This is a genomic window from Clostridium sp. UBA4548 (genome assembly GCF_002387895.1).
GTDB lineage: Bacteria > Bacillota > Clostridia > Clostridiales > Clostridiaceae > Clostridium_J.
Genome location: NZ_DGLI01000038.1, coordinates 1 through 14,959, shown reverse-complemented (window position 1 = coordinate 14,959; position 14,959 = coordinate 1). Strand labels below are relative to the sequence as shown.

The window sequence follows — 14,959 nt, the reverse complement described above, 5'->3', positions numbered from 1 at the left end:
TTTAATTTTCAAAGACCACTTTCGCTACATTGTAGCGCCGCCGCATCTCAGCGACAAGTAGTATTCTATCAAATAAATAAATCTACATTTTTTAATTTATAGCTATTATTTAACAATAACCCCACAATACTCTCTATTCCTTCTAATTTCTTACTATCTTATACATTGATACACTAGGATATGTTTGTTATCTAAATTAAGTGTTCTCTAAGATAAATAGGCTAATTTCCTTGTAAATAAACCTTTGGCAAGTTTTATGTTTATAATTTTTTCTTTAAATTTTATATGTCTGAGTTGCCCAGATATTTATTATATCTTTAATATATATTGCAATAAAGAAACTAAACTATTAATAGCCCAGCTTTTGCATTCTCTTTCATGCAAGTTACTTTTAACCTATTACCTAATGTAAAAATGCTGTTGCAACTTATATATTTCTAAATTCCTTATAAAAATTTGTCTATTTATTATTTAATGACATCTCCAAATTTTATACAGTCAGCAAGGTTAATTTTACAAAATATGAAAAACTATATCAATACTCACGCACAATTGATATAGTTTCCTAAACCTTACTCTACTCATTTACTTTATAAAAAATAACGTGGTCTCTCCACTTTCCATTTATATATAAATACCTTTCACTTACACCTAGTTCTAAAAAACCACATCCCTTTAATACACCCTGTGACTTTTTATTTTCTACAAGAGTACTAGCTTCAATTCTATGAAGATTTAAAAATTGAAACCCATAATCTACAACTAAGCTCACTGCTTCTTTCATATACCCTTTTCCTTGATAAGCTTCATCTATTGAATATCCTATGAATCCACTTCTAAATACTCCATAAACTATATTATACAATCTTATTCTCCCAATAAATTTATCTCCTTGATATATGCCAAAATGGGCACCCTCATCTTTAAAAAATTGCTTATAGTTTTCTATTAAGGATTGAGTCTGAGTTTCTATTTTATAAAAATCCTCATCTCTATGTGGCTCAAACTTGGAAAGATAATTTCTATTTTTTTTATAATAATTTAAAATTTCTTCCGCATCATTAGGAGTAAGCACCTTAATCCGTATATTTTTTCCTTCCAAAACAAATTCTTTAGTAATAAAATTCTTATTATATTCCTCTTCTGTTATTCCAAATAATAAAGTATTACTATAATTACCTGCTGTAATAACATTATCAGAAAGAAACCCCTCAAGAGTAAATCCTAAATTTGTGAAAGGATTTAGTGTAATATTTTCATCACATATAATATTAATTTTATGAATATTGTTCTTTCTTATAAGAACCTCTAAAATTAATTTTAATGCATCTTCTATAAGCTTTCCTTGTTCCTTATTATTTTTATAAAATTTAAGCCTTAATATAATATTTCTATTATCCTTATCTAAACTTATAATAAACACTCTTCCTACAGTAATACCTACAGAATCTCTTATTATATAATTAGCTTCTTTTTCTTCTATGTACTCTATACTAACATGTCTTCCTTTATCCATTATGCTCTACCTGCCTTAAAGTTAGTTTATTTTTGGTATTACTATAAATTAAATATACAAAAATCATAGACATAAATAAGCTTATAGGAACCATATAAAATGCTTTTGTAGTCCCAATTATATCACTTAAACTTCCCATGATATAATTTAGCACCATATTTATTGAACTAGAAAATGTAATAATTACTCCTGTTATATAAGTTCCATTTTCTTGAAAAACCTTTCTTATAGTTATAGTAAGGGTTGGAAATGTTATAGCAAAAAATAGCCCTGAAATACATATTAGTACTAGTGCGAAATCCCCAATTAAAAGGCCTGAAACAAATAAAATAAGTGCTACGGTTAAAGATACTAATATTGATTTTAGATATCCCTTTTTTTCTACTATAAATCCACCTACTAGTCTTCCAATAGTAAACAAGAAGAAAAATGCAGATAAATATAAGGAACTTTTGCTAAAGCTATAGTTATAACTTTCTTGGAGAAAGTTAACAAGCCAGCTAGCTGTTCCAACTTCCGCAAATACGTAAAACCCAAGGCCTAAGCCATAAAAATATAAGAGTTTTTCTTTAAACACCTTAGTAATATTTAGATTTTTGTTTTCATGTACTTTATGAGCATCAGAAACCTTAATAAAGCAAAACCCTATGCTTATAGCTATGTATATAATAGCAATACCCACATATATACTTCTCCAAGTTACTCCTTTATCTACTAAATGACCAATGCTAAGTTGACCAATTGTTGACCCAAACCCATAGCAAAAATGTGTTAGATTCATTATTATAGCCTGAAAAGATATGAATACTAATGGAATAAGAGTGTTAATCCCTATGCTAATCAAAGCATTTCCTACATTCATTATAAACATATATATTAACAGTGAGTTAAAAGTCTTTGCAGTGGACATGAGGAAAATTGATATAGTCATAAATATAAGACCTAAAAGAAACACCTTTCTTTGACCAATCTTTTCACACAAAATTCCTCCTATATAAGTAAATATTATATAGGCAAATGTTCCTATGCTAATCATTAACCCTATATCAGTATTACTAGCAGTAAAAACCTCTTTAAAAATTGGTATTAGTACTCCCTTTGTATTGTCTACGATGGCATTAAAGCCCATTATTAAAAACATAAAAATAATAAGCCATAAATTATCTTTGCTTTGCCTCAATATATCCCCCCTATCTTATACTAGAATATTATATCATATTTCCTGATTATTATTGAATAAGTTCATGCTGTTTAATAGTTATTTTAGGTACTACTTTCAATACGGCATATATGCTAATTTTATTGGAAATACTTTTAGTAATTATTTTCTTTTGATATACTAACCATATTATAACTTCCAGGTTTAGAAAGGTGATAAAATAGAATGAATAAAAATAACATAAGTAAATTAAAGCTTTTTTTTATGGGTTTAGAAAGTAGGTTCTCAGAAAACAATTCAATTTTCAATCATATAACAGTTAATTATGTTTCTGGGCTTAAGAACTTTAAGGGTATTGCTCAACTAAATGAGGATAGTACCCTTCAATATAATTTTAAGGGTATCACTAAAGCTCTTACCATTAATGAACTATTTGAGCACATTGTTAATGAAGCTGAGAGCTATGAATCTCTTTCATTAACTTATAGTGAGAGAGGTGAGGTTATTTTAATAACTGCTGACAATAAAAATGTGGCAATGAAAAATGTTGATGTAGATAAGGTTGAGAACTCAGACACTCCTGCTTCAACTAAGAAAGACTTTAGTTCTCATTCAAATACCTCTACACTCCTTAATAGAGATTATTATATAAAGACTGGAAAAGCTGATTCCTTGCTTAAGGAAATTGGTATTATGAGTAAAGATGGCAAAATTAAAAATGATAAAATAAGAAAGTACAATCAAATAGACCACTATGTAGAACTTCTAGAAGGAATTTTAGATGAGCTTCCTAAAAATAAGACCATAAATATTTTAGATTGCGGCTGTGGAAAATCCTATTTATCCTTTGTACTTAATTATTACTTAACTGAAGTTAAAAGAAGAAAGTGCCACTTTATCGGTTTAGATTATTCTGAGAGTGTTATTGAAAGTTCTAAAATTATGGCTTCCAATTTAGGATATAGGAATATGGAGTTTCATGCCATAGATATAAAAAATTATGTGCCTGATAAGAAGATCCATGTAGTTATTTCACTTCATGCTTGTGATACTGCTACAGATATGGCTTTAGCTCTTGGAATTAGAGTTGAATCTGATGTAATTATTGCTGTTCCTTGTTGTCATAGAGAATTATTAAATCAGTATTCTTATGAACCTTTTAAGACTATACTTAAGCATGGTGTATTTAAAACTAGGCTTGCTGATATATTAACTGATGGAATGAGAAGTTTAATGCTTGAAGCTAAAGGTTATGAGGTATCTGTAGTAGAATATATTTCTCCTCTGGAAACCCCTAAAAACTTAATGATTAGGGCAATTAAAAGAAAAGATGAAAATTCCAAGGCAATGGATGAATATATGAGCTTAATGGCAAACCTTAATGTGTATCCTGCCCTCTATAGCTTTTTAAATGAATGGTAATAAATAAGTAATAAACTTAAGTAAAAACCTAGTAAAAGCAATATCTTTACTAGGTTTTTAACTTATAATTAATAAAGTTTAACTTCAGTTGGATCCAAAGCTACTTCTAAAATCCTTGTTCATCATTAACCATGGATTATATAATGGTGTTTATAATTTTATAACTTTCTTTTCTCTTTCTTTTTGAAAGCTTTCTTTTATTAAGTCTTTTATTACTTCTCCCCCAATAATCATTCCAGCTACTGGAGGAACAAAAGAATTACTTGCAGGTATTTGACGTTTTATAGCACATTTTTTTGAACCACCAGTACAAACACATCCTGTTTTACAAGTTACTACTTCATCTTGTTTTGGTTTTGTTGGCATCTCTTCTGAATAAAGCACCTTACACTCTTTAATTCCTCTTTTTCTTAGCTCATATCTCATTACCTTTGCTAGAGGACAAACTTTAGTATTATATATATCTTGAATTCTAAACATAGTTGGATCTAGCTTATTACCAGTACCCATACAGCTAATAATTTGAATATTTCTCTCTTTACAATATTCGATTAGAGCAATCTTTGAAGATACGGTATCTATTGCATCAACAACATAATCAGTATCCTCTGTTATAATATCTCCTATGTTGTCCTTTGTAACAAAGACTTCATGAGTTGTCACTTCACACTTTGGATTTATGTTTAGTACTCTTTCTTTCATTACTTCAACTTTACTTTTTCCTAAAGTCTTTACTGTTGCATGTATTTGTCTATTAATATTAGTTAAGCATATTGCATCATCATCTATTAAAACTAAATTTCCAACAGCTCCTCTTGCTAGTGCTTCTACTGTAAAACTTCCAACCCCACCTATTCCAAATACTACTACTTTACTATTCTTTAATACCTCTAGAGAATCTTTTCCTATTAAAAGTTCTGATCTTGAAAACGCATGTTGAGCCATTTTTCTGTTCACTCCTTTATACAATAAAGGGACATATAACTACATTTAATGTCCTTTTGATAAAATTAAATTAATTCTAAATTCATAACATGTATATTTAATACTAAAATTTGAATTTAATCAAGTGATATTTATAATAATATTATTATCAACTATAGTCCTAACTATTTATTAAGTATTTTTAAATATTCTGTTGTAATCTCACAAATAAATAATTATAATTAAATTGCAAATACAAAAATTGGCAGAGTAGATAATTGTGCGTTAAGTGTCAGTTGGACGGGAAGTTGCCGCTGAACGAAAAATCGAATTTGATTTGCGGTACAATTGTCGCATTCCGCTGCCACAGAAAAGAATTCTTTATCTTTATGTGGCGTATTTGACATAGATAAAGGAGGTATTTCATTTAAAATGAAAACAACACGTACTTTAGTAATCATGTCCCTATTTATCGCGCTGGAGATAATCCTCACAAGGTTTTTATCAATCCAGACACCTATACTTAGAATTGGGTTTGCCTTTGTGGCAACATCACTATGTTCCATCACTTTAGGTCCAGTCCTAGGTAGTATAGCTGCAGGAGTTTCTGACATTCTTGGAATGATAATTTTCCCTCAAAGTGCATACTTTCCTGGGTTCACCGTTAGTGCCTTACTATCAGGTCTAATCTATGGATTTATGCTTCACAAAAAGAATAATTCAATCCTTCGTGTAGCTATTACAGTGTTAATGATAACCATGTTTGTAGACTTAGGCCTTAACACTTTATGGCTTTCCATGATTACTGGCAAAGCAGTCTTTGCACTTATAGGCCCTAGGTTTATAAAGAGCTTAATTATGTTTCCAATACAAGTTATTCTAATACATATAGTTTGGAAATATATCGCTTTTCATGTAAGAAATTTAATACCAAACAATAATTAATAAACTTTAACAATAAAAATAAAGGTAATCTACAAACTAAATAGTTTATAGATTACCTTTTTATTTATAATTAGCTTAATTCGTGAACGAATATTCCACTTCTTAATTTTGGCTCGAACCAAGTTGATTTTGGAGGCATAACTTCTCCTGCATCAGCAATGTTCATAAGCTCAACTATACTAGTTGGATACATTGAGAAAGCAACTTTCATACCTTCTTTTACTCTTCTTTCAAGCTCTCCAAGTCCTCTAATTCCACCTATAAAGTCTATTCTATCAGAAGTTCTTGGATCTTCAATAGCAAGTATTGGTCTTAAAAGATTTTCTTGAAGTATAGAAACGTCTAAGCTCTTAACTGGATCTTTTGGATCATAAGTTCCTTCGTTAGCAGTAAGCTTATACCATTTTCCATCTAAGTACATACCAAAGTTTCCTTTAGCTTCTGGCTTGTATTGTCCCGCACCTTTGTACTCTTCTACAGTAAACTTATCAGCAATTTTATTCATAAACTCTTCTGATGAGTTTCCATTTAAGTCTTGAACTACTCTGTTATAGTCCATTACATATAAATCATCAGCTGGGAATATAACTGATAAGAAGAAGTTGAACTCTTCTTCACCAGTGTATCCTGGGTTTTGCTCTCTTCTCATTTTACCAACTTTAACAGCTGAAGCTGCTCTGTGGTGACCATCAGCAATATAAAGGTATTGAACTCCTTTAAATAACTCTTCTAGTCTCTCTACAGTTTCTTTACAATCTATTACCCAAACGATGTGAGATATTCCATCTTCAGATACGAAGTTGTATTCTGGCTCTTTTTCAGTCCATTTAGCAACTATTGTATCTATCTCTCCAACATTTTTGTAAGTTAAGAATATTGGACCTGTATTTGCATTACAGTAATCAACGTGGTTAATTCTGTCTTGCTCTTTTTCAGCTCTAGTATGCTCATGTTTTTTAATTATGTTGTTCATGTATTCATCTATTGAAGTACATCCAACTATCCCTGTTTGTACTCTTCCATCCATAACTTGTCTGTAAACGTACATTTTTGGTTCGCTATCTTGTATGTATGTTCCTTCTTCTCTCATCTTATCAAGAGTTTTTCTACCTGTTTCATATACAACTTTATCATATTGATTTATGCTTGGATCTAAATCAATTTGTGGTTTGTCAACATGTAAAAAAGAATATGGATTTCCTTTTACCATCTCTCTTGCTTCTTGAGTGTTCATAACATCATAAGGAAGAGCAGCAACTTTATCTACTAACTCTTTTGTTGGTCTTATGCCTTTAAATGGTCTTACTACTGCCATGGTTGTTCCTCCTAAAATTTATTTGTTTTATTCATATAATAATAAAAATTTATAAACCAAGTTTATTATTTATTTAAAACCATTAATATTAATAATTGTTAATATTAATGGTTTAATTTATTTCAATACAGTTTAGTTCTACTTATTGAAAAAGTCTACAATGATACTAACTATCTCTTCACCTATTCTTGTTTGTGCTTCAACTGTAGCAGCTCCAATATGAGGTGTTACAGATACTTTTGGATGGTTAACAAGCTCAGTGTTTTTAGTTGGCTCTTCTACGAATACGTCAACTCCAGCTCCTGCTAATTTACCGCTGTTTAAAGCTTCTATTAAAGCAGCCTCATCAACAACTCCGCCTCTAGCACAGTTTATTAGTATAGCTCCATCCTTCATCATTTCAAATTGAGCTTTACCAATAGTAGCACCTTGCTCTTTTATAAATGGAATGTGTAATGATACATAGTCAGCTTGTGGTAGTAATTCTTCTAAAGAGCAGAATTCATACTCATCTTGGCCTTCCATTTTACCCATTATATCAGTGTATATAACTTTCATTCCTAGGGCCTTACCTCTTTTTGCAAGTTCTCTAGAAATTCTTCCAAAGCCAACTAAACCAAGAGTTTTTCCTCCGATTTCAGTTCCTTCGTACTTTTTCTTATCCCATTTTCCTTCTCTCATTGATACATTAGAGATATTTATAAATCTTGCTACTGCAAACATATGAGCTAATGCTAGTTCTGCAACTGATGCACTACTTGCATTTGGAGTATTCATAACTTTAATTCCTTTTTCCATAGCATAAGCTACATCTATGTTGTCTACTCCAACTCCACCACGGATAACTAATTTTAATCTTCCAGCTTCAGCTGCTTTATCTATTATTGGTTGTCTGATTTTTGTTGCACTTCTTACAACTACAACATCAAACTCTTGTAATGCTAATCCTAAATCTTCTGGCTCATAGAATTTTTCTACAACTTCAAATCCTTTTTCCTTAAGAGTTTGCACTCCACTAGCTTCCATTCCATCAGTAACTAATATTCTTATCATGGTAATCCTCCCACTTATACAATGTAATTGTTTTCCTATAAGGTTAACAAATCATAGATTCATTTTTGTTCTATAGCTTTTATACTAAACTTTAAAATTTCTCATAAAAAGAAAAGTATTCAAATGATTATATTACAACAGGAATTATTAAAACTTAAGTTAAGAAGGGGTTTTCCCCTTCCTAACCTCATGTTACCAGTAATTATTCAAGTCCTAATATTTCATTGATTACTTTTAATAATTCTTCTATTTCTTCAACAGTTCTTTCAGCCATATGAGCTATTCTGAAAGTCTTGTCTTTTAACTTTCCATAACCATTAGAAATTTGATAGCCTCTTTCTCCTAAAGCTTTGTTAAGAGCAGCTACATCTATGTTTCTAGTGTTTTTTATGTTAGTTAATGTGTTTGACATATATTTTTCTTCTGGTAAAATTTCGAAGTATTTTCTAGCCCAAGCTCTAACTACTTCTCCACCAGCTATATGTCTAGCAAATCTGTTTTCTAATCCTTCTTTGTTTATGATCTTGTCTAGTTGATACTCTAGAGCAAACATATGAGCTAATGAAGGAGTTGAAGGATATTGGTAATCTTTCTTTTGGATGTACTCATATAATCCTAAAAGATCTAGGTATATTCCTCTGTATGGAACTTGTTTAGCTCTCTCTATTGCTTTTTTAGAGAAAGAACACATAGACATTCCAGCTGGAAGTCCTATAGCTTTTTGAGTTGAAGTTATACAAATGTCTACTCCCCACTCATCAACTTTAAGTTCAGTACCTGCTGCTGAACTTACTGTATCTAAACAGAATACTACATCAGGATACTTTTTAACCACTTGAGCAATTTCATCAAGTGGATTCATTAATCCAGATGAAGTTTCATTGTGAGTAACTGTTATTAAGTCGTATTTTCCTGTTGATAATACTTCTTCTACTTGCTCTGGAGTTGTTGGTAAACCCCATTCAACTTCAAATAAGTCTGCTGGCACATTGTTAGCAACAGCCATCTCGTACCATCTCTTACCAAAAGCTCCTACTGCAAATATTGCAGCTCTCTTAGCTGTACATGAACGAACAGCACCTTCCATTAATCCACTTCCAGAAGTAGTTGAAAGTAATATCTCTTCTTTAGTATTGAATATAACTCTCATGTAGTCACTTATTTGTCTTTGAATTCTAGAAGCTTCTTTACCTCTGTGTCCAATTTGTGGTGTAGCCATTTTTTCAAGAACGTCTGGAGCCACATCTACTGGTCCTGGTATAAATAATTTTTTATGCATAATTCACCCTCCAAGTTTCTTTGGATATTCCAATATTTTTATTTTTTAGTCTTGAAGTCCAAAACCATTATCATTTTAACATTTATGTATTAAATTCTCAAGTTAAACAACTCAAAAATTTGTAAATATTAACTAACCTTGAATAAATATTTTAATTGAACTTTACTAATTTAATCTTATTTTTCCAGATACTTCATCAAATAAGTCTTTTACGCACTTACCTCTAACATAATTCGTACAAGTATTACAACTTTCACTAGATTCCAACATACTCATCATTGAAAAGTAATTTCTGTTATTATATCCCGGACAATTTTGTGCTACTCTCATCTTTATTTCGCTAGATACCATATAAATCCTCCTATAAACATCTTAAAGTTTTGTAAATCTTTAATAAACCTTTAGATTAATCTTTACCTATGTTTATTTTCTTTTATAGTAGTAAGATTTATACTTAAACCTGAAATTATTTCTAAAACTCATAAATGTTATTTTAGAACTTCTAGTTTATATCTATTGTTTTATATAAACGAAAAAAATATTCAACTAATAAAAGAAGATTATTTTCAACAGTTGTTAAATATTTGTAAATACATAAATAAATACGCATTTATACTAAAAGTCCAATACTGACTCTGTTTCTCTACAATATTTTGTTATTAAGCATTGCCCTAAATTTCTAGGGCATCTTTTACACATACAATTTTCTGTTTTACCATCACATTTTCCAGAAGTACCTTCTGGGCATTTTTTGCAATTATATACTACTATAGTCATAATATCTCCCTTCTTAATTATTTTAACTACCATTAGATTTTCATATACTAAACATGAACTACTTTTTTTGCAAAGGAAATAAACTAATTATTTTATCACTCAAAACCATCATTTATCTGTGAACTGAACTAATCGTTTTGCTCCTCAAAACCATCATTTATCTGTGAACTGAACTAATCGTTTTGCTCCTCAAAACTATCATTTATCTGTGCATATTTTTTTCTGTGACCTATCATTATTTCATTTAAAATCTCTCCTGTGTTTTGAGGTGTATAAGTGATAGCATTAGCACCAGCTTCTATTGTAGCCCTTATAGTTTCCTCTGTAGGTCCCCCAGTTGCTAGTATTGGAAACTCTGGATGTTTTTCACGAATCTTTCTTACTATTTCAGGAGTTCTTTTAGATCCTGAAACATTTAGTATTGTTGCACCAGAGCTTATTCTAGCTTCAATATCCTCAAATTCAGAAACTACAGTAACTATTATAGGTATATCAATAGTTTCTCTCATCTGACTTATAACATCATTTGGAGTGGAAGAGTTTACAACTACACCCATGGCACCCTTAAATTCTGCATCTAGGGCTAAGTTAATAACTCTCTTACCAGTAGTGATAGCTCCACCCACCCCACAAAATAAAGGTACATCAGAAGCTAATATAAGTGCTTCTGTAATGATTGGTTGAGGTGTAAAGGGATAAACGGCTATAACAGCATCCGCATTTGTGTTCCTTATAATAGCTACATCTGTTGTAAAAACAAAAGACTTTAATCTCTTTCCAAAAATCATGATTCCACTGGCATCTCTTATAGCCGTAGGAAGTTCTATCATATGACTTCTTAATAATCCTTTAAATTCAGGTATATGCTTTCTCATAAAAATTTCTCCCTTAAAAATTAAAATAATTATAGTTAAATAACACATTTATTATTATAATATTATTATAAATTTATTAATAATTATATATTAGTACCTAATATATAACAATATAAACACACAGAACTTTTACGCGAGGAGGCTATTATGATTAAAATTTTAAAACTTCCCCTGCCATATCTTTTAATTACTTGCTATAGCATTTTACTAATTATTCTAGGTTTGTTTATTGATACTGTACCTGATATACTCCACGGCCTAAAAATTATTATATTAAACTCAGATATCCTTATAACTGATTATATAAAGCTTGGTGGTATTGGTGCAACACTTATTAATTCCGCTCTTGTCTTACTAACTTACATCTTTATATTAACATTTTTAAAAGTTAGTCCTTCGGGTTCTATTACAGCTGCTTTATTTACCGTAGGTGGATTTTCACTGTTTGGCAAAAACATTTTAAATATATGGCCTATAATCTTTGGTATATGGCTCTACTCCAAATATCAAAAAGAACCCTTTTCCAATTATATTATAATAGCATTATTCGGAACTACCTTATCACCTACAGTAACTCAACTAATTGTAACTGATTCAATTCCCCTTTTTATTTCGGTAGTTAGTGGTCTACTTGTAACAGTATCTATAGGCTTTTTACTACCTCCAATGGCATCTTACACCCTAAAATTACATCAAGGTTATAATCTTTACAACATTGGTCTTGCCGCTGGTTTATTAGGAACTTTATTAATGTCCGTTCTTAGAGCCTTTGGAATTAATTTTGGAACAAGATTGATTTGGTCTACAGGAAATAATACTTTTTTTTCAATATTATTTTTATCCTTATTTTTAATATTAATTATAATTGGATATTTTTTAAATGATAAAAGTTTTAAGAATCTATTTAAATTATACAACACATCTGGTAGGTTAATTAGTGACTATTACATAATTTTTGGTAAAGGGATAACACTAATTAATATGGGCTTACTAGGTATATTTTCTACACTATTAGTGTTATTAGTTAATGGTGATTTAAATGGACCAACCCTAGGTGGCATACTCACTATAACTGGATTTGGGGCTTTTGGCAAGCATTTAAAAAATGCAGCACCTATAATGTTAGGCGCCTTACTTTGCTCCTTCTTAAATATCTGGTCCGTTAACTCTCCCAATATGCTTTTAAGTATTCTATTTAGTACAACGGTGGCTCCAATAGCAGGAAGCTTTGGTTGGTACTTTGGTGTGCTTGCAGGATTTCTTCATACTTGCCTAGTCATGAATATTGGATACCTACATGGTGGACTTATACTATATAATAATGGATTTTCAGGTGGTATAATATGTATGATCCTAGTACCATTAATAACAGCTTTTAGAAAGGAAGCTTAGTGATGAGACATTTGCGTCAAAGAAATTTAAAAATTATAACTGAAATTATGAACTACTTACTGAAAATTGGTTGTGAAAATATACATTTAGATTACTACGTTGAACAGCATAATTTAAATATTGATTTTTCTTGCACAGTTGAGAACTTAGATGAGAAATCCCTACTTAATATGAAAAACTTACTTAGTATTCCAAGAAGATCTGATATTGAAGAATACTACTGGGAACTCACAGGTAATGATGACTTGGATACTGAGCTATCCCTAGTAGGTATGATGACTGATGATGTAGATATATCCTATAACAATGATAATCTTAAGATTAAGTTAAAGAGAATAATATAAGGGGCTGAAAGCTCAGACCCTTATATTAACTAGTTTATATCACAAGAATATGCTTTACTTCCTTTATACTCTATACTCTCTAATACTTTTTTTACAATATTTTTTCCTATTTCATCCTCTGTCATTTCACATAGAGCATTTTCGATGTTTCCCCATTCTACCCACTCTACCTCAGAGGATTTTTCTATTTCTCCACCTACATATCTAGCCATAAATGCAATCATCAATAATTCCTTGGACTTTATGCACTGACTTCCTAAATATTTAATATCATCAATTAGTATTCCAGTTTCCTCTTTCACTTCCCTATATACTGTTTCTTCTAAAGTTTCTCCAACTGTAACATAGCCTGATACCAAAACCTTTGAATTTTTGAAAATATAACTTTGCTTAAGAAGAAGTATTTCATTTTCCTTTAATACAGCCACTACTACACAAGGTTTTGGAGTATCAAAATACATTATATCGTCATATTCACAATAAGGAACCCCACCTTCATCCCAACTGTACTTTTCAACTAAATTTCTTCCACATAGCGGACAAAATTTAAACTTCAAAAAAATCTCCTCATTTCATTAGTAATATATCATTCAAATTTATTATATATTAAATATTACAATATAAACATGCAATATTTAGAAATATAATTTGTTGTAAATATAAAATAAAGGTCCAACCATATAAGGTAGGACCTTTATTACAAGGAAATACTATTTTTAAGGAAACATTTTTTACATCTTGTTACAATACTATGATATCATAAGTTTTAACAATTATAATTTTTGTTTTTAAATAGATATTTAATCAATTATAGTATTTATTGATACTCCCTCGAATTAAAAATACTATTTTATTTAGCTTAAAGCCATTTATTCTATAAATCTACATTTACTCTATTAGATAAAGTTATAAAGTTTTCTCCAACTTTACATTCATATGCAAATACATCTACACCATTATCCTTTGCAAATCTTAAGGCATCACCAAAGTCTCTATCCATTTCATCATGTGGAGAAAAGCTTTCAACTTCATCCATTTGAATTAAGAATAAAACCCCTGCTCCTCTTCCACTATTTTTCACTTCTACAAGTTCTAAAAGGTGCTTTCTGCCCCTCTCTGTTGGGGCATCTGGAAACATAGTTTTTTTATTATTTTCTAGAGTAACTCCTTTCACTTCTAAGTAATACTCTTCCCCATCTTCATTTCCTAGCTTAAAGTCAAACCTACTATTTCCAAAGGTTTTTTCTCTCAAAACTATATTGTATCTCTTTAATTCTGGTATTTTACCTAGAATTAAAGCTTCCTCTACAACTTTATTAGGAACTTGTGAATCTATATTAATGAGTTTTCCCTCCTTATATCCCGCAATTAGACTAAACCTAGTCTTTCTATGCTCTCCAAACTCTTCCCTGAGTATGACTTTACATCCAGGAACTAATATCTCTCTACATCTCCCTGTATTAGGTACATGCACAAGTTCTTCTTTTCCATCAACAATTACATAACCTTGAAACCTATTAGGTCTTCTAACAAACTCTACAACTCTTGTATTCTTATCAAAAATCATTTTATCAGCTCCATACATAAGTTATTATTTTTTCAACATATAACAAAAATTATTAAATTTTAATATATTCCTAAGTATATAAAATTGCTAGAATGTAAAATTCAACTACTTAATGTACTTTATAGTTTTTTATCTTTTTTGTCAAAATCTTAGCAATTAAAAACTTTAATTTATAGTTTTTATGTAATCTGTCAAAAACTTATCCACATATCATTTGTACTTATATAGTTTTATCCACTAATTATTAATAGATGTTAGCAATTTTTATTTTAAGGTTTTAATTTTATCACATTACTATTTTCTCACATACTAATAAAAAATTAAATTTAGCATTTTGTAAGAACTTATTATAAAAAAGTTTTTTGCAATAAAAAAAGCACTTCAATATGAA

Annotated in this window: 15 protein-coding genes and 1 riboswitch; of the genes, 4 read left to right on the top strand and 11 right to left on the bottom strand. The window is 30.0% G+C overall.

The window, feature by feature from the left end; genetic code table 11:
* Positions 1-577: 577 nt before the first annotated feature.
* Positions 578-1,516, bottom strand: a complete 939-nt coding sequence (locus tag B3040_RS14585) for a GNAT family N-acetyltransferase (protein WP_291574666.1) — start codon at positions 1,514-1,516, stop codon at positions 578-580.
* Positions 1,509-2,696, bottom strand: a complete 1,188-nt coding sequence (locus tag B3040_RS14580) for an MFS transporter (protein WP_291574664.1) — start codon at positions 2,694-2,696, stop codon at positions 1,509-1,511. Before B3040_RS14580 ends, B3040_RS14585 begins: the two co-directional genes overlap by 8 nt.
* A gap of 204 nt (positions 2,697-2,900) precedes the next feature.
* Between B3040_RS14580 and B3040_RS14575 the strand changes: the two genes are divergently transcribed.
* Positions 2,901-4,097, top strand: coding sequence for a class I SAM-dependent methyltransferase (locus tag B3040_RS14575; RefSeq protein WP_291574661.1), 1,197 nt, complete (start codon positions 2,901-2,903; stop codon positions 4,095-4,097).
* 150 nt (positions 4,098-4,247) lie between these two features.
* On the opposite strand, the gene B3040_RS14570 is transcribed toward B3040_RS14575, so the two are convergent.
* Positions 4,248-5,042, bottom strand: coding sequence for a tRNA threonylcarbamoyladenosine dehydratase (locus tag B3040_RS14570; protein WP_291574659.1), 795 nt, complete (start codon positions 5,040-5,042; stop codon positions 4,248-4,250).
* A gap of 243 nt (positions 5,043-5,285) precedes the next feature.
* Positions 5,286-5,387, top strand: a riboswitch (THF riboswitch).
* Between the two features lie 66 nt (positions 5,388-5,453).
* Between B3040_RS14570 and B3040_RS14565 the strand changes: the two genes are divergently transcribed.
* A complete protein-coding gene (locus B3040_RS14565) occupies positions 5,454-5,966 on the top strand; it encodes a folate family ECF transporter S component (RefSeq protein ID WP_291574657.1) in 513 nt (170 codons plus the stop codon).
* Positions 5,967-6,036: 70 nt separating this feature from the next.
* On the opposite strand, the gene B3040_RS14560 is transcribed toward B3040_RS14565, so the two are convergent.
* The 6 genes from B3040_RS14560 to B3040_RS14535 form a co-directional block, all read right to left on the bottom strand.
* Positions 6,037-7,281, bottom strand: a complete 1,245-nt coding sequence (locus B3040_RS14560; RefSeq protein ID WP_291574655.1) for a DUF1015 domain-containing protein — start codon at positions 7,279-7,281, stop codon at positions 6,037-6,039.
* Between the two features lie 138 nt (positions 7,282-7,419).
* Positions 7,420-8,334 carry a D-2-hydroxyacid dehydrogenase gene (locus B3040_RS14555; protein ID WP_291574650.1) on the bottom strand — a complete coding sequence of 305 codons (915 nt, stop codon included), beginning with the start codon at positions 8,332-8,334 and terminating at the stop codon, positions 7,420-7,422.
* Between the two features lie 202 nt (positions 8,335-8,536).
* The gene (locus B3040_RS14550; RefSeq protein ID WP_017417195.1) at positions 8,537-9,613 is read right to left on the bottom strand and encodes a pyridoxal-phosphate-dependent aminotransferase family protein; all 1,077 of its coding nucleotides are present in this window, start codon (positions 9,611-9,613) and stop codon (positions 8,537-8,539) included.
* A gap of 165 nt (positions 9,614-9,778) precedes the next feature.
* Positions 9,779-9,964, bottom strand: coding sequence for a hypothetical protein (locus tag B3040_RS14545; RefSeq protein ID WP_017417194.1), 186 nt, complete (start codon positions 9,962-9,964; stop codon positions 9,779-9,781).
* 264 nt (positions 9,965-10,228) lie between these two features.
* Positions 10,229-10,423: a hypothetical protein gene (locus B3040_RS14540; RefSeq protein ID WP_291574669.1), complete on the bottom strand. Its 195-nt coding sequence runs from the start codon at positions 10,421-10,423 to the stop codon at positions 10,229-10,231.
* Between the two features lie 140 nt (positions 10,424-10,563).
* On the bottom strand, positions 10,564-11,265 hold the full coding sequence (locus B3040_RS14535) for a hydrolase (RefSeq protein ID WP_291574640.1): 702 nt from the start codon (positions 11,263-11,265) through the stop codon (positions 10,564-10,566).
* 147 nt (positions 11,266-11,412) lie between these two features.
* On the opposite strand from B3040_RS14535, the gene B3040_RS14530 reads away from it, so the two are divergent.
* Together B3040_RS14530 and B3040_RS14525 are read left to right on the top strand one after the other, a co-directional pair.
* Positions 11,413-12,657, top strand: coding sequence for a DUF1576 domain-containing protein (locus B3040_RS14530; protein ID WP_291574636.1), 1,245 nt, complete (start codon positions 11,413-11,415; stop codon positions 12,655-12,657).
* A 2-nt stretch (positions 12,658-12,659) separates the two neighbouring features.
* Positions 12,660-13,001, top strand: coding sequence for a hypothetical protein (locus B3040_RS14525; RefSeq protein ID WP_291574634.1), 342 nt, complete (start codon positions 12,660-12,662; stop codon positions 12,999-13,001).
* Between the two features lie 29 nt (positions 13,002-13,030).
* On the opposite strand, the gene B3040_RS14520 is transcribed toward B3040_RS14525, so the two are convergent.
* Together B3040_RS14520 and sfsA are read right to left on the bottom strand one after the other, a co-directional pair.
* Positions 13,031-13,558 carry an NAD(+) diphosphatase gene (locus tag B3040_RS14520; protein WP_291574631.1) on the bottom strand — a complete coding sequence of 176 codons (528 nt, stop codon included), beginning with the start codon at positions 13,556-13,558 and terminating at the stop codon, positions 13,031-13,033.
* Between the two features lie 317 nt (positions 13,559-13,875).
* The gene (gene sfsA / locus B3040_RS14515; protein ID WP_291574628.1) at positions 13,876-14,568 is read right to left on the bottom strand and encodes a DNA/RNA nuclease SfsA; all 693 of its coding nucleotides are present in this window, start codon (positions 14,566-14,568) and stop codon (positions 13,876-13,878) included.
* Positions 14,569-14,959 lie beyond the last annotated feature (391 nt).